Genomic DNA, 18,493 nt, shown 5'->3' with positions numbered 1-18,493 from the left:
GCGGTTGGATGTGCGGTGACGTCCGTCCGGCTGTTGGGGGCGTGGGGCCTGAGCCTGTCCGTGTGCGGAGGTTGACCGACCAGGAGGGGCAGAAGCTGCAGCAGATCGTGCGCCGGGGCAGTACCAGTTCGGTGCGGTTCCGGCGTGCGATGATGCTGCTGGCCTCGGCCGGCGGTAACCGGGTACCGGTGATCGCCCAGTTGGTTCAGGCCGACGAGGACACCGTCCGCGACGTGATCCACCGATTCAACGAGATCGGCCTGGCCTGCCTGGACCCTCGGTGGGCGGGAGGCCGTCCCCGCCTGCTCAGTCCTGACGACGAGGACTTGGACTCCTGCCGGTCACCCCGAGCGGCACCCCGCGATCTACCACCGCACCCATGGTGTCCGCTACTTCCACGGCTGCTACTCGATCGGCGACGACGCACTCTGGGGCGTCAACCGTCGCAAGAAGGGCGCCGCGAACACCCTGAGCGCCCTTCGGTCGATCCGCGCGGCCCGCCCGGACGGCGCTCCGATCTACGTCATCCTGGACAACCTCTCCGCTCACAAGGGCGAGACCATCCGGCGCTGGGCGAAGAAGAACCGCGTCGAGCTGTGCTTCACCCCACCTACGCGTCCTGGGCTAACCCGAACGAGGCCCACTTCGGCCCGCTGCGGCAGTTCACCGTCGCCAACTCGAATCATCGCCACCACACCGTCCAAACCCGGGCCCTGCACGCCTACCTCCGCTGGCGCAACACCAACGCCCGTCACCCCGATGTCCTGGCCGCGCAACGCCGGGAACGTGCCCGCATCCGCAGCGAGAAGAAAATCCGCTGGGGCGGACGCCCCCTGACTCGAGCTGCTTGATCATGGTGGTGGACCCGACCAGGGCCAGTACCGTGCGGGCATGGCAAGCAAGCGGCAGCCGTACTGGCGCACCATCGGGACTCCGACGACTCTCGTGCTCTACCGAACCGTCGACAGATGGCGGTACGCGATCTACTTCACCGAACCGTCGGGCGTCGCCGACGGCGCTCTCAACGATCCCGTGTCCTCGTCCGAGCCCGGTACCGCGCAGGCTGCCTGCCACCAGAAGGCCGAAGAACTCACGCACAGACGCCTGGAGGTGCTCTGGCGCGAATCCGATCAACCGGACGGGTGGGCCGGCACCGTCACCAGCGCCGGCCCACGTCCACCTGCCTAACCGAATCAGCGCGTCACTTAACCCGGCGAACCTCCGTGGTCAGAGCACTAGGCGCAGGCCAGGTCGTCCAGCAGGGTGTCTCCAGTTCCTGGCACCGAGGGCAGGCTGTGTGCCGAGGTCATCCGGTGGCGAGGAGTTCGCCGGTGGCGGTGACGAGTCCTTTGGCAGCACGCGCGCTCGTCCGGGCCGTTCTTGAGCCGGACCAGGACCTCGGCTCCGGTGGCGGCGATGTCGGCTATCAGGTTCCGGGCGGCGAAGTTGCGGTCGGCGAGCAGGATCATCCCGGGGCGCAGGCTGGGCAGCAGGCGTGGGGTGTAGGTGGTCTCGCCCGAGGCGGTGGGGCCGAAGACGGCGTCGATGAGGGTGCGAGTGCCGCAGGCGACCAGGGCGAGCAGGCGGACCTGGGGGTATCCGGTCCCGCCGTGGTTGCCCGCCTGCTTGGTGAACCCGGTCAGGACCGCAGGGGTGTCAGGCACGGTCATGATGGTGCCGTCGAGCGCGACCACCAGCAGCCCGCGCCACCGCACACCGGCGGTGCGGATGCCGGCGGCCGGGCCGCGTAGCAGGTCGAACAGCCACTGCAGGGCCGGCTGCCGACACGGCGGCGGGCCTGGGCCAGCGCGCTCGCCGTCGGCGCGGCTACCGGTAAGCCGGCCAGCGCCCCGGTGAGCTTGCGCCACACTCCGGATAGCCGGTCTCCGGCAACAGGCATGCGGCCAGGATCAGGTAGGTCACGACACGGGAGGGCAGATGCCGCAGCCGCGACTGCACCGCCCTGGTGGCGCTCAGCGCCTCTTCGACCATCTCGAAAGGCACGAGCTGGGTGAACTCGCCGAGATAACCGGGCGCAAACCGGCCTTCAGCCCCGTGACGGTGTGATGGCAGACTGTCCGGACAGCGGAGCCTCCGGTCTTTGTGAACGGCTTGTCTTGGGCGATGTCTTGATTGGTGGTGTCCGTAGGCTTCCGCCTATGGAGAGTGCGCTTGAGACTGCGTGCCGGATCTGCGGATTGGACGTCGGCGATGTGCGCTTCGACGATCACGGCTTGGCCTTGTTCATCATCTGTGGGTGCTGCGGCACGGAGTCCGGTTACGGAGACGGCACTGTGGCTCAGTGCCGCATCCTTCGTGACCGTTGGCGCGATGCTGGAGCCGTGTGGTTCGATCCCAGGGCTCGACCGGCCGAGTGGGAACCACAGGGGCAGTGGCACAAGATTCCGCCGCGCTGGCGCTGACCGGGAAGACTGTCAGTTCGCCGTTGGCATGCGGCGGTAGCAGATGAGGAACGCGGCGAGTCCGGCGAAGGCAAGGAGGTACTCGGCCTTGCGCTCGTAACGGCGGTGCAGGCGGCGGCATCCGCTCAGCCAGGACATCGTGCGCTCGACCACCCAGCGGTGCCGGCCAAGCCGGTCGCTGGCCTCCATTCCGCGGCGGGCGATCCGTGGCACGATCTGGCGGCGCCGGAGCCAGCTGCGCAGGTGCTCGAAGTCGTAGCCCTTGTCCGCGTGCAGCCTGGCTGGTCGACGACGCCTGGGGCCGAAGTGGGAGCGGATCGGTGGGATGCCGCGCATCAGCGGTATGAGCGCCTGACTGTCGTGCAGGTTGGCGTCGGTGATGCCAATGGAGAGCGGCAAACCCTTGCGGTCACAGATGACATGGATCTTCGGCCCCAGTTTGCCGCGATCGGTCGGATTCGGTCCGGTTAAGACCGCGTCCTATGTGGTGAGGCTTCGTTGACCTCGGTATGGGGCGGGGTACATGGAGTTGAATTGTTCCGGACGGGTTGTGGGAGATCGCGAAGCCGCTGATTCCGCTGTCGAAGGTGCGGCCTCAGGGTGGGGGAACGCAGGACACACCTGATGAGACGCTGTTCGCGGCCATCATCTACGTCCTGGTCAGCGGGTGCGCCTGGCGGGCTCTGCCGCCCTGTTTCGGCATCTCGAAGTCGACCGCCCATCGACGGTTTCTGATCTGGTCCAGAGCCGGCGTCTGGGGCCGTTTGCACGAGGCCGTGCTGCACCGGCTCGACGATGCCGGCCTCGTCGACGTCACCCGCGTCGTCCTCGACTCCGCCCACGTGAGGGCTAAAAAGGGGGCGAACTCACAGGTCCGAGCCCCGTGGACCGAGGCAAGCCGGGTTTCAAGAAGAACGTCCTGTCGGACGCGAACGGACTGCCCCTGGTCGTCGGCGTCCAAGCTGGGAACACCCACGACAGCCAAGGACTGACGCCGATGGTCGAGGGTCACCAAACGAGACACGACCCCCACCACGGCCGGTACTTCACACCTCAGCGCCTGCACGCCGACAAGGCGTATGACCGGCCCGACCTGCGGAAATGGCTGCGTGGTAAGCGGATTGGAGTGCGGATCGCCCGCAAAGGCATCGAGTCCAGCGAACGGTTAGGGCAGCGTCGATGGGTGATCGAACGCACCATGTCGTGGCTGTCGGGCTACCGCAGACTCAGCCCCCGCTACGACCGCCATTCCCGCAACTACCTGGCCTTTCTCGGACTCGCCGCCGCCATCTGCTGCTACAAGCGATACGTCCGCCTCACCACCTAGGACACGGTCTAACTCCTCCGGTCCAGGACTGCTGGTGCTCCCCGCAGACGCGGGGAGCAGGAGGCGGCGGTCGTGCAGGCCAGCAGAGTTACAAGACCAGGCCTAAGATCAAATAGCGCCCTCTCAAGGCGAGCCGTTCGTCAGCAGCAGGTGGAAGGTGCGCTCCCGGTAGACGAACGTGACTGTGTCAGAACCGCTGCCATCGAAGTACACCGGCCACTGCGGCTCCTCGCCACTGTAATAGCCGGTGGAGCGCAGGAAATCGGGGCTGACAGCGGCGAAGGACCATGCCGGTCCGTCTGCGCCGAGCAGTTCCCGAGCGAAGCCGCGCACCAGCCGCTCGGCCTCCGCCGCCGGATAGTGGTGGCCGTAGGGGCTGAACGCCTCGCAGAGCATCCAGCGCAGCCGCGCCAGGAAGCCCGCATGGTCCAGTGGGCTGACCGTGGCGCAGAAGCCCTCGCGCAGGAGCGGCTGCTCGAAGGGCTCACTGTCGTACTCGTCCGACAGGTTGTACCAGTCTCGGCGCACGTCAGCGGCACGCAGCAGCTGCTCGAACAGGGCACTGCGCAGGAAGCCGTGCAGGACATTCTGGCGGTTCCCGGCTGCGACGGGCACGTCGCAATCCGCCGTGAGCAGCAGGGTATTGCTGTTCATCGCTCGGTCGACGGCGGAGAGGAAGGCGTCGACGGCGGGAGGTTCGGGATCAGGCGGCTGCGCGGTGAAGTTCATGGCGGCAGCCTTGCGAAGGCCGGTCGCTACTTCAATGGATTTGCGCCGCTCTCACCACGCGGTTGTTCGCGCCGACTTCCGCACCAAGCGACTCTCGGCCGCCCCTGTCACCCCCACCCTCAACCCGCACTGTCGCGGGCTGGATCCTCCGCCACCCCGGCTCCCTCTCCGAAGTCGTCGAACAACTCCGGGTCAAGATCGTTCTGGCACACTGCCCTGAACTGGAAGCTCTCACCGGACATGTCGGGCCTTCGCCCAGATCGTCACCGAGAGACGCCCAGCGGCTATTCGAGTGGCTCGACGCAGTCCGCCAGGACGCACCTGCCCGGTCTCCACACCCTCGCCGCAGGCATCGATCGAGACCGCAGTGCCGTCATCGCCATCCTCACCCTGCCCTGGAGCTCCGGCGTCGCCAAAGACATGTCAACCCACCGAGGTTGTGAGTGCGAGGACCGGATCGCGGCGGCGCTCCCTCGATACCTCACCGCGAGTCCTGCCGTGCTGCTCCCGCGCCGGATGGGACCATCCCCGCGCGGGCGGGGAGCACGTTGGGCAGAATGTTGCCGGCGTATGCGGTGAGGGACCATCCCCGGGGCGGACGGGGGGAACATAGCGCACTGACGGCCGCTCCGGATGCGGGGGCGACCGTTCACCTCAGGTCTGCGTTGGTTTCCGCTCGCAAGGCGTCGATGGTATCCGTTGCCCCAAGCACTTCGTCGGCAAGTTCGCAGAAAGTGCTGATGGAGTGACGGTCGTCGAGCTGCGGCACATGTTCCTGGATCAGCTGTCGGAGGTGTGACCAACGAGTGGACCACTCCCGAACGTGCCAGGAGATCGCGGAGTCCAGGTAGTTCACGACGGGCCCTGTGCCGTTGATGCGGCGTTGTTGCTCCAGGCTTTGTCGACCAGCACGCACATGCTCGAAGGCCCAGAGCAGGACAAAGTAGTGGTCCAGGACAGCTTCTGTCTCGGGCTGGGTACGGTGCGCCGCCCTCCGGTAGAACTCCAAAGCACTGCGGTGTGCCGCGGTTTCGGATGACGTGAGTTCGCGGTAGAGGACCCGAGCCAGCTCGTAGCCGTCCTTGCGGCTGGTGCCGCGGGCTGTCCAGAGGGCGAGAGCTGCGGCGCCAAATGCGATGGTTGCGGATAACCCGGCAATCAGCGTTTCGCCCTTCATGTTCCTCGCCTCCGTGCTGGTGATGCGCAACAGTTCCTTCGAGGCTAAGTGGTCCGTTCTGGAAGTCCTTCGGGGGGTTGACTTCAGGCCCGGGGTGGTCTCTGGCCAGATGTCGGGGTCAGTGAGGTGGCGGCACCCAGCTTGTTGGCCTTCGCAATTGCTCATTTCTGCGAGAGAAGGGCGTGGCTCCGGTGCGCCCTCACTCGGGCTTCCACCGCTGGGCTCATACGTCGCTCGACTGGCCTGTGGTCGGTCAGCCCTGTGTGTCGCGGAAGGCGCCTGGGGTCTGGCTGGTCGCGCGGGTGAAGAACTTGCTGAAGTTGGTGGGTTCGATGAAGCCGAGCCGGTGGCTGATGGCGGCGACGGGCAGGTCGGTGTGGGCCAACATGCGCTTGGCCTCCAGGGTGACGCGGGCATCGATGAGCTGTTTGGCAGTGTGTCCGGTGGCGCGTTGGCAGGCGCGGTTGAGGGTCTTGAGGGAGTAGCCGAGCCGGGTGGCGTAGTCGTGGGCCTGGCGCAGGACGGCGAAGGAGCGCTCCAGTTCGTGCCGGAAGAGGCGGTACGGCGCCTGCGCGGCATGGGCCTGTGCGCTGCCGTCGGGCGTGGGCGGGCGGGCGACGCGTAGCAGGATCCCGGCCAGCAGCTGACGCAGGAGCTCCTTGGTGATCTCCGGGTCCTGGTCGGGGAGGGCCGGCGTATTCGGTGGCGAGGTCGGCCAGCGCGTGGCGGAAGCGGTCGTGGTCGCCGGGGCCGAGCTGCCAGAAGGCCGGGCCGAACGGGTCGTCGGTCACCGGGATGCTCGCGGGGAGCCGGGGCGGGAAGTCCGGTGTGAACAGGACGATCGTGGCGTCCGCAGGGGTGCCGTCGGGCGCTGTGGGCAGGCGCTGGACCTGCCCGGGACGGACGTGCAGCAGCGTGCCCGGCCGGCAGGGGCGGTCGACGAAGTCGACCATGACGGTGCCCTCGCCCCGGTGGACCAGGGTGAGGTGGTGGAAGTCCAGCCGGTGCACCCGTTCGTACTCTTCGCCCGGCAGGCGGCGGACGAGGTCTGTGAAGGTGAGGACTTCCAGGCGCAGACCGGGTCGGGTGGGGTTGCGGTAGCCCCGTTCGGTCACCGGAGTCTGTCCCATTTCGACCATAGCCATGCCTGACTCTACCGTGCGCCGGGGCCCCGGCGCCGGGAGAGTGGAAGGCAGGCCGGTGGGCAAGGCGTCACCGGAATGCGCAGATCGGAGGCATGGCATGAGCAGCAAGGAAAACGTACTCAGGGCAGCTGGTGAGTTGTTCGGGGACAAGGACCCGAGCGCGGTGGACCGCTGGGTGGCCGCTGACCACCGTCAGCACAGCAGCTTGGTCGCAGACGGTCCGGAGGCGCTGCGGCAGCTGGTGGCGAGCCTGCCGGAAGGCTTTCGCTACGAGGGAGCGCGGGTGATCGCCGACGGGGTCCTGGTGGCGCTGCACGGGACGTACCACGGCTTCGGGCCGCAGCCGCTGGTGGCTCTCGATCTGTTCCGCGTGGATGCGGACGGCAAGCTGGCGGAGCACTGGGACGCGCTGACCCCACTCGTCGCGGTCACGGCTTCCGGCCGCTCGCAGACCGACGGCCCGGCCGCGCCGAGCGACCTGGACACGACCGAGGCCAATCGCGCGCTGGTCACGGAGTTCGCGGAGAAGGTCCTCAAGGGCGCCGACTACTCGGTGCTGACCGACTACATCTCCACCGAAACCTACCTGCAGCACAACCCGGAGGCCGCCGACGGCCTGGACGGCTTCGGCGCCGCGGCCGCCAAGTGGGCCGAACAGGGCAAGAACCTGGTCTACCGGACCCTCCACAAGGTCGTCGCCGAGGGCGACCTCGTGCTGCTGCAGTCCGAGGGCGAGTTCGGCGTGCCGGTCGTCTACTGGGACCTGTTCCGTGTGGCCGACGGCAAGATCGTCGAGCACTGGGACGTCATCGCCCCGATCCCGGCCGAACTCCCGCACTCCAACGGCCTGTTCTGAGCGACCGGAGGAACACCGTGGCCATCAGGACCTACGCGGGGAAGACCTTCCGCTTCCGCGTCGACAACGGCGTCATCTTCCACAACACCTACGCGCCCGACGGCACCAAGCTGCACTACGAGACCGTCGCCGGACCGACCAAGGGCGCCGTCGAGGACGTCGACCTGCATGCCGCCGAGGTCAGCCCCGGCGTGTTCCTCGTCGGCTGGGTCGAGCAGGCGGGCATGACCGTCACCCACGTGATGAACCTCAACACCCACACCGTCCACGCCTTCTGGACCTACGAAACCCCCGACGGCCGCGTGGGTGAACTCCACACCGGCACCCTCGAAGAGGTCTGAGCAAGCTGTTCAGGAGCAACCGTCTTGTCAGGAACAGCCGTCTTGACGAGCACCACCACCCGTGCCGAAGGCGCCCTCGAGGGAAGGGGCCGCGCGGGGGCCCTCCGCCCGCGCCCCCGCGCCGGCGGCAAGCCTGCCCGCAGAAAGGCTTCGGGCATCAAGGAAGGAACAGGGCGACATGGCAAACTTCCGGGAGCCCACCAGGCAGACAACCCAGCAGGCTCTATCGGGCCGCCCCTCCCTCATCCTCGCCGTCATCGGCCTGAGCGCCGCGTTCGTCGTCGGCGTCATCGGCCCGAGCGCCGAGCCCGTCCGGATCCTGTTCTGGGTCGCGGGGACCCTCACCCTCATCGCGCTGGTCCTGGGCATCGTCGGTGCCCTACGGCCGAAGCAGGGTGGCGCCACCAACCGGCTCCGGTCCTTGACCGGCGCGGTCCTCGCTGGGCTGGCCACGGTTTGGTACATCCACGGCGTGGTGACCCTCACCGACACTTTCCATCAAGCCTCATGCAGTACCAGCCCGACCGAAGCACCGCCTGCCGATGGAGCGCTCAGTTTCCATACCTCCCGGTGCTACAAGGATGGGATGCAGGTGACGGTCTCGGCCCCAAAGCCGTTCACCGTCCCCGAGTCGGCATCTGGTCATGCCCCGGGCAACCGGGCGGTATCCGTGGAGATCACGTTTCGCAACGGCTCCGTCGGCGTACTGGATCTCGACCTCCACAGCTGCGGTGCCAAGGATGCTCACGGACGCCAAGCCGAACCCATCTACCACGGCGATGAGGAGCACGGAGGGAACAGATACCTGCTCCCCGGAATGACGGAGGCATGGCATTGCGAATTCAGCCTGCCTCCCAACGCGGCGAACAGCATGCAGGTAGAGGCGGGTGTCATGCACTACCGCGAAGCCGTTTGGAGCGGCGCCGTACCGCAAACCTAGTGGCTCGGCTCGCGTCGTTGACCGGCTAGTCGAGAGCCGGTGGGACGCGGACTCCGGCTACTCGCCGGTGACGTCCGCAAGCTCCCGGGCGATGTCGAGGTGCCCGACATGCCGCGCGTACTCCTGGAGCAGATGGAACAGAACCCAGATCAGCGTTGGCCGCTCCTCCTCGGGCGGGATGCGGCCCCCGAGAGTGGCCATCCGGTCCTCCAGACGCGCGCCGGCGACGATCGCCCGGGATCGCTCGCACTGGGCACGGAAGAACCCCGTTACCTCCTCGACGGTCTCACCGGCCTCGACACGCCACCTGCCGCCACGGACTTCCATGTCGCCCCACGGCTGTTCGACCTGCTGGCCAGCGAAGCCCCACTCCAGCCAGCGTAGCTCCACATAAGCCAGATGCTTCAACAGCTCCAGCGGCGCCCAACCGGATGGCAGCCGGCTGCCCCGCAGCTCCGCGTCCGTCAGGCCGTCCAGCTTGCGCAGCACGGCGGCACGGTAGAAATCGAGATAGCCCGCCAACAACTCGGCCGGGCCGGTGAGCGTGACCTCGGGCTCCGCCGGGGGCTCGACTTCAGCAGTCATGGCAGGTGATGTTAAACAGAGCTCCACAGGCACGCCACCCGCTCACAGCAGAGCTCCCAGATTGTCGGTTACCCAATCAACGATGCGAGCCGAGCCCCTGGCTTGAAGCATTGCCGCCTCACGTTGAGGCGTTGACGGCCCGGTGATGTGCAGAGAGCTTCTCCCAGCAGTCTCGGGAGGGCACGCGGACGGTGCCGTCGGCGCAGCCCTTGTCGCGCCCCGTGTCGGCCTCCACCGTGCGCCGCTGGCTGTACCAGGACGCGCTCAAGCCCTGGCAACACCGCTCCTGGATATTCCCCTCCGACGCCGGCTTCCGTCCCAAGGCCGAGCGCGTGCTGAACCTGTACGCTCGCACCTGGGGCGATATCCCGCTCGGCGCGGACGAGTACGTCATCAGCGCAGACGAGAAGATTTCCATCCAGGCCCGCTGCCGCTGCCACCCCACCCTCGCCCCCGGCAAAGCCCGGGCCATGCGCGTAAACCACACCTACGGCCGCGGCGGCGCCCTGACCTGCCTGGCCGCCTACGACGTCCACCGCGCCCGCGTGTTCGGCCGCACCGAACCACGCACCGGCATCGCCCCGTTCATGAACCTGGTCACCCAGGTCATGAGCCAAGAACCGTACGCCAGCGCCGAACGCGTCTTCTGGATCGTCGACAACGGCTCCTCCCACCGCGGGAAGAAGGCAGCCGACCGCCTGGCCGCCGCCTTCCCAAACGCGGTCATGGTCCACACCCCGGTACACGCCTCCTGGCTCAATCAGGTGGAGATCTACTTCTCCGTCGTCCAGCGCAAGGTCGTCTCACCCGACGACTTCACCGACCTCGGCGAGGTCAGGGACCGACTCCGAGCCTTCGAAGACCGCTACAACGCAACGGCACAGCCGTTCCAGTGGAAGTTCACCGCCTCCGACTGGACGATCTGCTGGCCAGGCTCGACCGGCACACCGCCGATCACCCAGAAGAATCCTCCGTTGCACTGGCAGCATGATCAACCCCCGAACGACTTCCGGAGCTGACTACTAAGGATTCGTCGGCGCTGATGGGCGGCTGGCGGGGCGTCGGCCGCCGGACCGGTCAGAAATCGTCCCACGGATAACGCCCTATTATCTGCGGGCAGGTTGATCGCGGCCTGCGGGCACAGCCGCCAGGCCGTGCGTGAAGCGACCTCGTTATCTGCGGGAAGGGGGAAACGGCGCCAGCCGTCGTACAGCTGCCCGCAGGGAAGATGCTGACTGTCCGCGCGCCGGCCGATGTGTTCCTCGACTCGCTCGGCAACCCGAACACGGTCCGCAACTACGGCATCGGGGTGGGCAAGACCGCCTAGCGGCTCGGCGAAGGCCGGCCGCTGGCATCCGTCGCGGACGACGAGATCGGCGAGGCCCTGGAGCAGCTGTGGGGCAGCTCCGCGGTGAACACCTGGAATGCCCGGCGTGCGTCGGTGCTTTCGTGGCTGGGCTGGTGCGGTGAGCGCGGGTACGACGGTCCGGCGGTCCCGGCCTGGGCGAAGCGGCTCACCCCGCCGGACTCCGAGACTCCGGCCCGCTCGAAGATGGCGATCGACCGGCTGATCGCGCAGCGTGAGGTGCATCTGCGGGAGAAGACGCTGTGGCGGATGCTCTACGAGACCGTCGCCCGCGCCGAGGAGATCCTGGGCGTCAACATCGAGGAGCCCGACCTCGCCGGCGCCGCGCCCCGGTGAAGGCCAAGGGCGGCCGCCCCCGTACCCGTCACCGCGGCGCCGTCCGCGAGGACTTCGTTCTGGAGACGGTCTACTGGGACGTGGGCACCGCCCGGCTGCCGCCCCGCCTGCTCAAGGGCGGTTCGCGCGGGCCGGATTCCGTCACCCACCGCAAGCCAGGTCCCGGCAGGGTCGTCAGCCCGCGCGACATCTGCCCGGACACCGGGCTCGCCCGCCTCTCCTACGGGCAGGCCCGGATGCTGCTGGACGAGCAAACGGCCCTCGGCGGTGAGCCGGGCACGGGCTGGGATCTACATGAGTGGCGGCACTCCGGGTTGACCCACCTCGGCGAGGGAGGGGCGAGCCTGCTGATGCTGATGGCGAAGTCCCGGCACAAGAAGGCAGAGAACGTACGGAAGTACTTCCACTCCTCCCCGGAGGCGATCGCCGAAGTCACCAGCCTGCTCGCGCCGGGCGACCGCCGACGCTGACCGCGGGCGGGGTGCCTTCCCCGAATTGGGGACCAGCGGTACAGCCGCAGGCTCTGAGCCGATCACGAGTCCGGGTTATCACAGCGCTGTTATATTAGCACTGTGACATCTTCAGATCCCACAGCACTGCCCGATCCCTGGCATTCCCTGCACGAGCTTCTGGCAGCCATGGACGCCGAGATCGAGCAGGTCTACGTCGAGCGTGGCATCGAGGGGGTGCGGCCTCGGTTCGCGTATCCGCTGATCCGGCTCGCTCACACCGGGCCACTGACCATTCGCGAGCTTGCGAAGTCCCTTGACCGCTCGCACTCCGCGATCAGCCAGACCGTTGCCGCCATGCGCAAGGAGGATCTGGTCACCTCCGAGCCGGGGCCTGACGCCCGCACCCGGCGGATCGACCTGACCGAGCGCGGCCGATCGCTGGTGCCGTTCCTGGAGGCGGAGTGGCGCGCTACCCACGAGACGGTCGCCGAGCTGGACGGCGAGGTCCCGTACGCGATGACCACCGTTGTGGAGGAGGTGCGGCGGGCGCTGGAACGACGGTCGATGCGGCAGCGGATCCTCCACCACCTTGTCGAGCCACCGCGATGAGGGGGCGTGCCCGTGTCCGGTTCCTCGACACCCGCCCGCTGCGTAGCAGTCAGCCGTTTCGCGACCTGTGGATCGGCACCTCGGTCTCTCAAGTCGGTGGGCAGATAGCCAACGTGGCGGTGCTGGCCCAGGTCTGGGACCTGACCGGCAGCCCAGTGGGCACCGGTGCCATCGGGCTCGCCACCGGCCTGCCGATGGTGCTGTTCGGTCTGCTCGGCGGCACGTTGGCCGACAGCTTTGACCGCCGTGCGGTGGTACGGGCCACCACCGCGGGCCAAGTGCTGGCCGCCGCAGGGCTGGGCGCCCAGGCCCTGGCGGACAACCGCAACGTGCTGCTGCTGCTCGTCCTGGTAGCCATGGGGACGAGTTGCAGCGCCCTCGGCGCTCCTGCCCGGCGCACCTTCCCGGTCCGGCTGTTGCCGGGCGACCAGGTCGCGGCCGGTCTTGCGCTGACCAACGTCTCCTTCCAGGCCGCGATGCTGGCCGGGCCCGCGATGGCCGGGCTGATCATCGCCCGCTGGGGCTTTTCTGCCGCATACGCGACCCAGGCCGTGGCCATGGTCGTCTCCATGCTCGCGGTGATCCGCCTGCCTGCCATGCGGCCCGAGGGCGCCGACGCGGCAGGCGGCAGGCGCCGGCCGGAGCGTGGCGGTTGGCGGATGGTCCTGCGCCGCCCGACGCTGTGGGGCTCGATGGCCACCGACCTGTCCGCAACCCTGCTCGCCATGCCTATCGCGCTCTTCCCGCTGGTCAACGAGATCCGCTTCGGGGGAAGCCCGCAGACCCTCGGCCTGTTCCTCTCCGCCGTCGCGGTCGGGGGGATCACGGCCGGTCTGCTCTCCGGTACGGTGACGCGCTGGCGCCGTGGCGGCCTGGTCCAGCTTTCCGCAGCCGGTGTCTGGGGCCTGGCGCTGGCCTGTTTCGGTCTGGCGGGGCCGTTGTGGCTGGCGCTCGGCTGCCTGGCCGTGGCGGGCGCTGCCGACACCGTGTCTGTCGTCACCCGCAGTGCCCTGGTCCAATTGGAGACCCCGGATGCGTACCGGGGACGGGTTTCCTCGGTAGAACACGTCATCGGTGTCGCGGGCCCCGAACTCGGCAACTTGCGTGGTGGCCTGTTGGCGTCGGCCACTTCCGCCTCCTCCTCCCTGGTCTTCGGCGGACTGTCCGCCCTCCTGGCGATCGCCGCCGTGGCCGCGACCAACGCGCCCCTTCGCGCCTACCGCACGCCGCCTGCTGCCGTGAAGCCGGCCGTCCCTGGGGTCGCCGACGCGGCGGCGACCGCTGGTTAGGTTTCCTGATTCGCCTCCAGCCTTGAGCCCGGTGAGAGGGGACGTCAGCGTCCTGCGCAGCTGACGCCCCCTCACTGAGTGTCATTCCTTGTCGGCGGCGTCCGGATCGCGCAGCGGACGCAGGCCCCCGGGCAGTTCGGGGAGTTGGAAGGAATACCGGCCGAGCATGTTGATGTGATGGCGGACGAACGGGGAGAGGCGGGCCACGTCCTCGTCGCGGACATCGGACCCGTCCTCACGCAGCTGCGTGACGGCGGCATCCATGTACCTCGTGTTGAAGAGCACCAGGGCGTTGAGGACCAGCCCGAGGGTACCGATCTAGTCTCATTCGAACTAGGACATGTCTGTTAATTCGTTCGCGTGATCAGCGGTCTACCCAGTCCGGTGCCCACACGTCGTGCGGGGTTCGCGGGCCTGCGGTGCGCAGATGGTCGCGTAGTGCGGTCAGTACGGGGTGCTGGTCTCCGCTGCGGAACAGCAGCACGTGGGGGTAGACCGGGGTCGGGTCGTGCAACGGGATGCGCCGTAGGTCGTGGGTCTGGGGCCACAGGTACCGGTCCCCGCGGCCGATGAGGGTGGCCAGCGAGGCCGAGTCGGCCAGCGCGTCCATCAGGGCCTCGTCGCCGAAGTTGGGGCCGAGCGCGTCGACGCTCAGGCCGAAGGCCTGGGACAGCGCCTGGTAGAACGCCGCCCACTCCGTCCCCGGCCTGATCCCGGGGATCCAGATGCGGTGGCCGGCCAGGTCCGCAGGCCTGACCCAGGGCGCGTCAGCCAGCGGGTGGCCGGGGCCGACCAGGAGCTCCAGGGGTGCGTCCAGGAGTCGTTCGGCGCTGATCCCGGCCGGGATCTGGTCTGCCGGCAGGGCACGGAAGGACGCGTCGACGGTCCCTTCGAGCACCGCCTGGGTGGCCTGGGCGGCGTTCTCCTTGCTCAGCGTGACCGCGTCCAGGTCCGTCTCGGGGTGGGAGCGGTAGAACCGGTAGACGGCCTGGGCCGGGGAGATGCGCCGGTTGAGGACATCGATGCGCAAGGGACGGCTGCCGGGGCGCACGGCCTGCTCGGCCTGCTCGATGGCCACCAGGACCTTCTTGGCGTGCGGCAGGAAGACCTGCCCGTCCAGGCTCAGCCGGGAGCCTCGGGAGGTCCGCACCAGGAGCGTGACCTCGATGTGCCTCTCCAGGGCCGCGATCCGCTTGGAGACCGCCTGCTGGCTGATCCTCAGCTCGTCGGCCGCAGCCTGGAACTGGCCGGTCTCGGCGACGGCCACGAACGTCCGCAGCGCTTCAACATCCACGCTTCCACGCTACTTCCACAACTATTGGTTGTGTCTGGTGTGGTGCAGGGTTGTTTGATCGAGTGTTCTGCGCGGTGGTGGGATCAGCGCATGTCTACCCGCACAGAGCAGGTTATGTATGTCCAGACGCCTGAGTTCGCGCGTCATGCGGAGCGCATCGCGGAGGTGACCGATGCGACGTCTCGACTGAACGTGCTTCCGTTCAGCGACAGCGAAGGCCGCGCGGAACTTCTTTCTGTTGTGTTCGGTGGCCCGCTGCCGAAGTCGGTGATGATCTACCCGCCGTTCTTTACCGACTACGGGCTGAACACGACGTTCGGGGAGAACGTCTTCGTCAACCAGGGATGCACCTTCATGGACAAGGGAGGCATCCGCATCGGGAACGGCGTCATGATCGCCCCGAAGGCCAGCCTCATCACCGGAGGCCATCCACTGCCCCCGGCCGAGCGCCGCGAGTACCTGCCCTTCGCGCCGATCGTCATCGAGGACGACGTATGGATCGGGACGGCTGCCGTGATCACGCAGGGGGTGACCATCGGTGCCGGTGCGGTGGTCGCTGCCGGTGCCGTGGTCACTCGCGAGGTTCCTGCCGGCACAGTGGTCGCGGGAGTGCCCGCCCGGGTAATCAACACGATCGACTGAGCCCGGCCGGGCTGCCGGCCCGGGTGCGCAGCATCTCTGCGGTCTCGTCCTGATGCCTCGTCACGCCCGGCTGACCGACCGGCAGTGGGACCACATCCGACCTCTGCTGCCCTCCAGTACCGGTCGTCGGGGCAGGCCGTGGGCCGATCACCGCCGCATTGTGGAGGCGATCGTCTACTGGTACCGCACCGTATTCCTTGGCGAGACCTCCCAGCCATGTTCGGATCCTGGAAGACCGTGTGGGCCCGCCACCGCCGCTGGGCCGCCGACGGGACCTGGGACCGCGTGCTCGGCGTCCTGCTCGCCCGCGCGGACGACGATGGGCTGATCGACTGGCGGGTGGCAGTGGACTCCACCATCCCCCGGGCCCACCAGCACACCACCAACACCCGCCGCCCCGAGAAGTGCCGGACCGCAGCCCGAGGGCAGGGCCTCGACGCCCACCGAGAGTCCGCCGGGCACGCGATCGGCCGTTCCCGCGGCGGGCTGACCGCGGCGAGCCGCTCCTGCCCGTCCGTTCCATCCGAGGGATGGCCGTCGGCTGCCTTCGCACCGAAGCGGGCCTGGCACCAGCACAAACGGCGCCCGTGCGACAAGCACCCCATAACCACAGCAAAGAACCCTTCTCCCCCGGCCACGGTTGGGGGGGGCTTTCGCATGCCCGCACGCTTCGGGCCGCTGTGACACCGACGTCCTAGATGGAGGGCGCCGGCCCCACACGCCGCCTCCGGGCGCCGAAGAAGCGCGACATGCGCGGCTAGGCAATCCACTCCCTAGAACCACCTCGACGGCTCGCGAGCACAGCCGCCAAGCCCTAACACCACCCCTGCGCACCCCGCTAAGGGGCACGCAGCCCTGCCCACACGCCGAAGGAGCACCGCCATGCCCGAAACCACCGGCCCCACCCTCACCGGCTACTACGACACCGCCCAGCTCACTTTGTGGGCCATGTGCCGGCACTGCCGCACCTGGCAGGGCCACACCGCCCCCGGCATCCGCCCCGGCCGGCTCCTCGACGTCTGCAGACGCTTCGCGTGCCGAGCCGACTGCCCACTGCGTAAGAGCTGGCACCGGATCTGTGTCGCCACGGTCCCGCTGCCCGAAGCGAACCGAACTTGGAGCAAGCTGGCCTGACGAGTTCCGCACGGCGTCCCCGGCTTCGGCCGGGGCGCCACTGTTTCGACGTTTCACCAGCGGCACTCTGACCGTCGGGCCAGGGCCACCGCCTGCCCGGGGCGAATACGCATCGTCCGCAAGGACGTCCGCGGACCGTGTCTGGGAGGAACGGCAGGCTGTGTAACCGCAGTGTGACAGATGATTCCAAAGAAGCGCATAACTGGCGTCACTGCCCACCATGCCTTCCCTCCCTCCGTAAACGTCAGTCACACCGACGGTTGGCACTGGGCCCTGGCGGCCCAGTCGCCCCAGCCCAGCACCGTGCTGAACAGCCATTCCCTGCCTTTAAAGGGGGGGATCCCCCGGAAGAGTTCGGTGGCTGACTCCAGCGCGCGGTAAGGGCATCGGCGGCGATGATCATTCTCAAGTCGCCGTACGCAAGAGAGGTCAAGAACATGGTGAGACGCCGGAAGCACACCGGCCGACGTGGGCTGCTGGTCACGGCGGCGGCCGCGATGGGAGCCATCCTCGTTCCCGTGGCGGTCCAGGCCGCCCCGGCCGACACGGCTGACGGGAAGCAGAACCCGGTCCACGCACTGGAGCAGGCAACCCACCCGCTGCGCTCGACCGAGCCCGGGAGGAACACCGCCGACCTGCGAGTCCTGGGCGGGATGATCGGCGACGCCAAGGTGGTCGGCCTCGGCGAGGCCACCCACGGCTCCCACGAGTTCTTCGCCATGAAGGAGCGGGCCTTCCGCTACCTCGTCGAGGAGAAGGGCTTCACCACCTTCGCCCTCGAAATGAGCTGGTCCGCCGGAGTCCAGATCGACGACTACCTCCAGACCGGCAAGGGCGACGCCCGCAAGATCGCCAAGGAGACCCTGGCCGGCTCCCCCTGGGAGCGCGAGGAGTTCCTCAGCCTCATCGAGTGGATGCGCCACTACAACAGCCGCCACCCCGGACGCACCGTCCACTTCATGGGCGACGACCTCAATGCCCCCTCAATGAACAATGCGTTCTTCGGCCGGGTGATCGACTACGTGCAGCAGAACTACCCGGAGGCGCTGCCGCAGCTCAACGAGCTCTACACCGGCCTGCGCCCGATCGACGACTTCTTCGACTACCTCCGCAAACCGCTCGCGGAAAGGCAGCAGCTCGCCACCAAGGCACAGCAGGCCCTGGAACTGGTCAGCGGCCGGAAGGGCTCCGGCGAGGCGTTCGAATGGGCCGAGCAGAACGCCCGCTCCGTCGCCCAGACCGCCAAGTACCTCGCCATCAACCACGACGACCCGGACTCGGTGCCCGCCTCCCAGCGCTTCCGCGACGAGGTCATGGCCCAGAACGTCGTCTGGTGGCAGCAGCACACCGGCCAGAAGATCCTGCTGTCGGCGCACAACGGCCATGTCGGCTACGCCTCCTCCATGCCCGAGATGTACCCAAAGACGCAGGGGTCGTTCCTGCGCGACACGATGGGCAAGAACTACCTTCCCATCGGCTTCACCTTCAACCAGGGCTCCTTTCTGTCGAAGGACACCGCCATCGGCGGCGACTGGAAGAAGTTCACCGTGGACGCCGCCAAGGCCGGCACCAACGAGCACACCCTCGACCAGGTCCGCTACCGGAACTTCTACCTCGACGTCCGCAACGCTCCGGCCCCCGCGCGCGACTGGCTGAACACCGCTCGGCCCACGCTCACCGTCGGCACACAGTTCCCCACGGAGCCGCGTGACTTCGCGCTCGCCAAGGGCTTCGACGTCCTCATCCACCTCCACGAAGTCCGGGAGGCCGACAAGCTGAAGCCGTGACGGCAGGAGCTTGTCGGGACCTTTGAGTCCGGAGTCCCGTCCGTGAGGAGACGACGGGACT

18 protein-coding genes and 6 pseudogenes are annotated in these 18,493 nt (G+C 68.1%); 14 read left to right on the top strand and 10 right to left on the bottom strand.

Going from position 1 to position 18,493, the window contains the following annotated elements:
• Positions 1-8: 8 nt before the first annotated feature.
• Both ABZ851_RS31640 and ABZ851_RS31635 read left to right on the top strand, forming a co-directional pair.
• Positions 9-851: pseudogene (locus ABZ851_RS31640) on the top strand (helix-turn-helix domain-containing protein).
• Between the two features lie 40 nt (positions 852-891).
• Complete coding sequence (locus ABZ851_RS31635; protein WP_361134878.1) at positions 892-1,188, top strand: hypothetical protein; 297 nt, start codon at positions 892-894, stop codon at positions 1,186-1,188.
• A 47-nt stretch (positions 1,189-1,235) separates the two neighbouring features.
• Here the strand turns inward: ABZ851_RS31635 and ABZ851_RS31630 are convergent, their stop codons facing one another.
• From ABZ851_RS31630 to ABZ851_RS31620, 3 genes and pseudogenes are all read right to left on the bottom strand, one after another.
• Entirely contained in the window at positions 1,236-1,664 is a 429-nt protein-coding gene (locus tag ABZ851_RS31630) for a transposase (protein WP_361134875.1), read from the bottom strand.
• Positions 1,665-1,827: 163 nt separating this feature from the next.
• Positions 1,828-2,004, bottom strand: a complete 177-nt coding sequence (locus ABZ851_RS31625; RefSeq protein WP_361134872.1) for a transposase domain-containing protein — start codon at positions 2,002-2,004, stop codon at positions 1,828-1,830.
• A gap of 431 nt (positions 2,005-2,435) precedes the next feature.
• A pseudogene (locus ABZ851_RS31620) lies at positions 2,436-2,894 on the bottom strand (IS5 family transposase); the annotation flags it as partial.
• A 62-nt stretch (positions 2,895-2,956) separates the two neighbouring features.
• Between ABZ851_RS31620 and ABZ851_RS31615 the strand changes: the two are divergent.
• A protein-coding gene (locus ABZ851_RS31615; RefSeq protein WP_361135099.1) for an IS5 family transposase occupies positions 2,957-3,750 on the top strand; the annotation gives its coding sequence in 2 pieces (ribosomal slippage) (positions 2,957-3,275 and positions 3,275-3,750; 795 coding nt in all).
• Between the two features lie 123 nt (positions 3,751-3,873).
• Here ABZ851_RS31615 and ABZ851_RS31610 read toward each other — a convergent pair.
• The 4 genes and pseudogenes from ABZ851_RS31610 to ABZ851_RS31595 form a co-directional block, all read right to left on the bottom strand.
• Positions 3,874-4,479, bottom strand: a complete 606-nt coding sequence (locus ABZ851_RS31610) for a hypothetical protein (RefSeq protein WP_361134869.1) — start codon at positions 4,477-4,479, stop codon at positions 3,874-3,876.
• Between the two features lie 649 nt (positions 4,480-5,128).
• Positions 5,129-5,686, bottom strand: a complete 558-nt coding sequence (locus tag ABZ851_RS31605; protein ID WP_361134866.1) for a hypothetical protein — start codon at positions 5,684-5,686, stop codon at positions 5,129-5,131.
• A gap of 223 nt (positions 5,687-5,909) precedes the next feature.
• Positions 5,910-6,176 carry a helix-turn-helix domain-containing protein gene (locus ABZ851_RS31600; RefSeq protein WP_361135096.1) on the bottom strand — a complete coding sequence of 89 codons (267 nt, stop codon included), beginning with the start codon at positions 6,174-6,176 and terminating at the stop codon, positions 5,910-5,912.
• A gap of 238 nt (positions 6,177-6,414) precedes the next feature.
• Positions 6,415-6,786 (bottom strand): annotated as a pseudogene (locus tag ABZ851_RS31595) (AraC family ligand binding domain-containing protein); the annotation flags it as partial.
• Positions 6,787-6,898: 112 nt separating this feature from the next.
• On the opposite strand from ABZ851_RS31595, the gene ABZ851_RS31590 reads away from it, so the two are divergent.
• From ABZ851_RS31590 to ABZ851_RS31580, 3 genes are all read left to right on the top strand, one after another.
• Entirely contained in the window at positions 6,899-7,657 is a 759-nt protein-coding gene (locus ABZ851_RS31590; RefSeq protein ID WP_361134863.1) for a nuclear transport factor 2 family protein, read from the top strand.
• 17 nt (positions 7,658-7,674) lie between these two features.
• On the top strand, positions 7,675-7,998 hold the full coding sequence (locus ABZ851_RS31585) for a MoaF N-terminal domain-containing protein (RefSeq protein ID WP_361134860.1): 324 nt from the start codon (positions 7,675-7,677) through the stop codon (positions 7,996-7,998).
• A gap of 178 nt (positions 7,999-8,176) precedes the next feature.
• Entirely contained in the window at positions 8,177-8,938 is a 762-nt protein-coding gene (locus ABZ851_RS31580) for a hypothetical protein (RefSeq protein ID WP_361134857.1), read from the top strand.
• A gap of 57 nt (positions 8,939-8,995) precedes the next feature.
• On the opposite strand, the gene ABZ851_RS31575 is transcribed toward ABZ851_RS31580, so the two are convergent.
• Positions 8,996-9,523: a DinB family protein gene (locus ABZ851_RS31575; RefSeq protein ID WP_361134854.1), complete on the bottom strand. Its 528-nt coding sequence runs from the start codon at positions 9,521-9,523 to the stop codon at positions 8,996-8,998.
• A gap of 221 nt (positions 9,524-9,744) precedes the next feature.
• On the opposite strand from ABZ851_RS31575, the gene ABZ851_RS31570 reads away from it, so the two are divergent.
• From ABZ851_RS31570 to ABZ851_RS31555, 4 genes and pseudogenes are all read left to right on the top strand, one after another.
• Positions 9,745-10,542 carry an IS630 family transposase gene (locus ABZ851_RS31570; protein WP_361134851.1) on the top strand — a complete coding sequence of 266 codons (798 nt, stop codon included), beginning with the start codon at positions 9,745-9,747 and terminating at the stop codon, positions 10,540-10,542.
• A gap of 209 nt (positions 10,543-10,751) precedes the next feature.
• A pseudogene (locus tag ABZ851_RS31565) lies at positions 10,752-11,695 on the top strand (site-specific integrase).
• 102 nt (positions 11,696-11,797) lie between these two features.
• A complete protein-coding gene (locus ABZ851_RS31560) occupies positions 11,798-12,286 on the top strand; it encodes a MarR family transcriptional regulator (RefSeq protein WP_361134848.1) in 489 nt (162 codons plus the stop codon).
• A complete protein-coding gene (locus ABZ851_RS31555; protein ID WP_361134845.1) occupies positions 12,283-13,575 on the top strand; it encodes an MFS transporter in 1,293 nt (430 codons plus the stop codon). The genes ABZ851_RS31560 and ABZ851_RS31555 overlap by 4 nt, the downstream gene beginning before the upstream one ends.
• A gap of 81 nt (positions 13,576-13,656) precedes the next feature.
• Here the strand turns inward: ABZ851_RS31555 and ABZ851_RS31550 are convergent.
• Both ABZ851_RS31550 and ABZ851_RS31545 read right to left on the bottom strand, forming a co-directional pair.
• Positions 13,657-13,884: pseudogene (locus tag ABZ851_RS31550) on the bottom strand (Tn3 family transposase); the annotation flags it as partial.
• 55 nt (positions 13,885-13,939) lie between these two features.
• On the bottom strand, positions 13,940-14,869 hold the full coding sequence (locus ABZ851_RS31545) for a LysR family transcriptional regulator (protein ID WP_361134842.1): 930 nt from the start codon (positions 14,867-14,869) through the stop codon (positions 13,940-13,942).
• A 114-nt stretch (positions 14,870-14,983) separates the two neighbouring features.
• Between ABZ851_RS31545 and ABZ851_RS31540 the strand changes: the two genes are divergently transcribed.
• From ABZ851_RS31540 to ABZ851_RS31525, 4 genes and pseudogenes are all read left to right on the top strand, one after another.
• Positions 14,984-15,511 (top strand): DapH/DapD/GlmU-related protein, encoded by a 528-nt coding sequence (locus ABZ851_RS31540; RefSeq protein WP_361135093.1) that lies wholly within the window; start codon positions 14,984-14,986, stop codon positions 15,509-15,511.
• A 52-nt stretch (positions 15,512-15,563) separates the two neighbouring features.
• Positions 15,564-16,003, top strand: a pseudogene (locus ABZ851_RS31535) (IS5 family transposase); the annotation flags it as partial.
• Between the two features lie 390 nt (positions 16,004-16,393).
• Positions 16,394-16,645, top strand: coding sequence for a hypothetical protein (locus tag ABZ851_RS31530; protein WP_361134839.1), 252 nt, complete (start codon positions 16,394-16,396; stop codon positions 16,643-16,645).
• Between the two features lie 395 nt (positions 16,646-17,040).
• A complete protein-coding gene (locus ABZ851_RS31525; protein ID WP_361134836.1) occupies positions 17,041-18,432 on the top strand; it encodes an erythromycin esterase family protein in 1,392 nt (463 codons plus the stop codon).
• Positions 18,433-18,493 lie beyond the last annotated feature (61 nt).

This window comes from Streptomyces sp. NPDC047049, from assembly GCF_040643995.1.
GTDB classification, from domain to species: Bacteria; Actinomycetota; Actinomycetes; order Streptomycetales; family Streptomycetaceae; genus Streptomyces; species Streptomyces mooreae.
Note: the sequence above shows the minus strand (reverse complement) of the source record. Positions and strands in the feature narration are given on the sequence as shown.

Coding starts and splice junctions, on each gene's coding strand:
- ABZ851_RS31610 (WP_361134869.1), bottom strand. CDS start 4,479: ATGAACTTCACCGCGCAGCCGCCTGATCCCGAACCTCCCGCCGTCGAC.
- ABZ851_RS31555 (WP_361134845.1), top strand. CDS start 12,283: ATGAGGGGGCGTGCCCGTGTCCGGTTCCTCGACACCCGCCCGCTGCGT.
- ABZ851_RS31635 (WP_361134878.1), top strand. CDS start 892: ATGGCAAGCAAGCGGCAGCCGTACTGGCGCACCATCGGGACTCCGACG.
- ABZ851_RS31530 (WP_361134839.1), top strand. CDS start 16,394: ATGCCCGAAACCACCGGCCCCACCCTCACCGGCTACTACGACACCGCC.
- ABZ851_RS31575 (WP_361134854.1), bottom strand. CDS start 9,523: ATGACTGCTGAAGTCGAGCCCCCGGCGGAGCCCGAGGTCACGCTCACC.
- ABZ851_RS31540 (WP_361135093.1), top strand. CDS start 14,984: ATGTATGTCCAGACGCCTGAGTTCGCGCGTCATGCGGAGCGCATCGCG.
- ABZ851_RS31590 (WP_361134863.1), top strand. CDS start 6,899: ATGAGCAGCAAGGAAAACGTACTCAGGGCAGCTGGTGAGTTGTTCGGG.
- ABZ851_RS31525 (WP_361134836.1), top strand. CDS start 17,041: ATGATCATTCTCAAGTCGCCGTACGCAAGAGAGGTCAAGAACATGGTG.
- ABZ851_RS31580 (WP_361134857.1), top strand. CDS start 8,177: ATGGCAAACTTCCGGGAGCCCACCAGGCAGACAACCCAGCAGGCTCTA.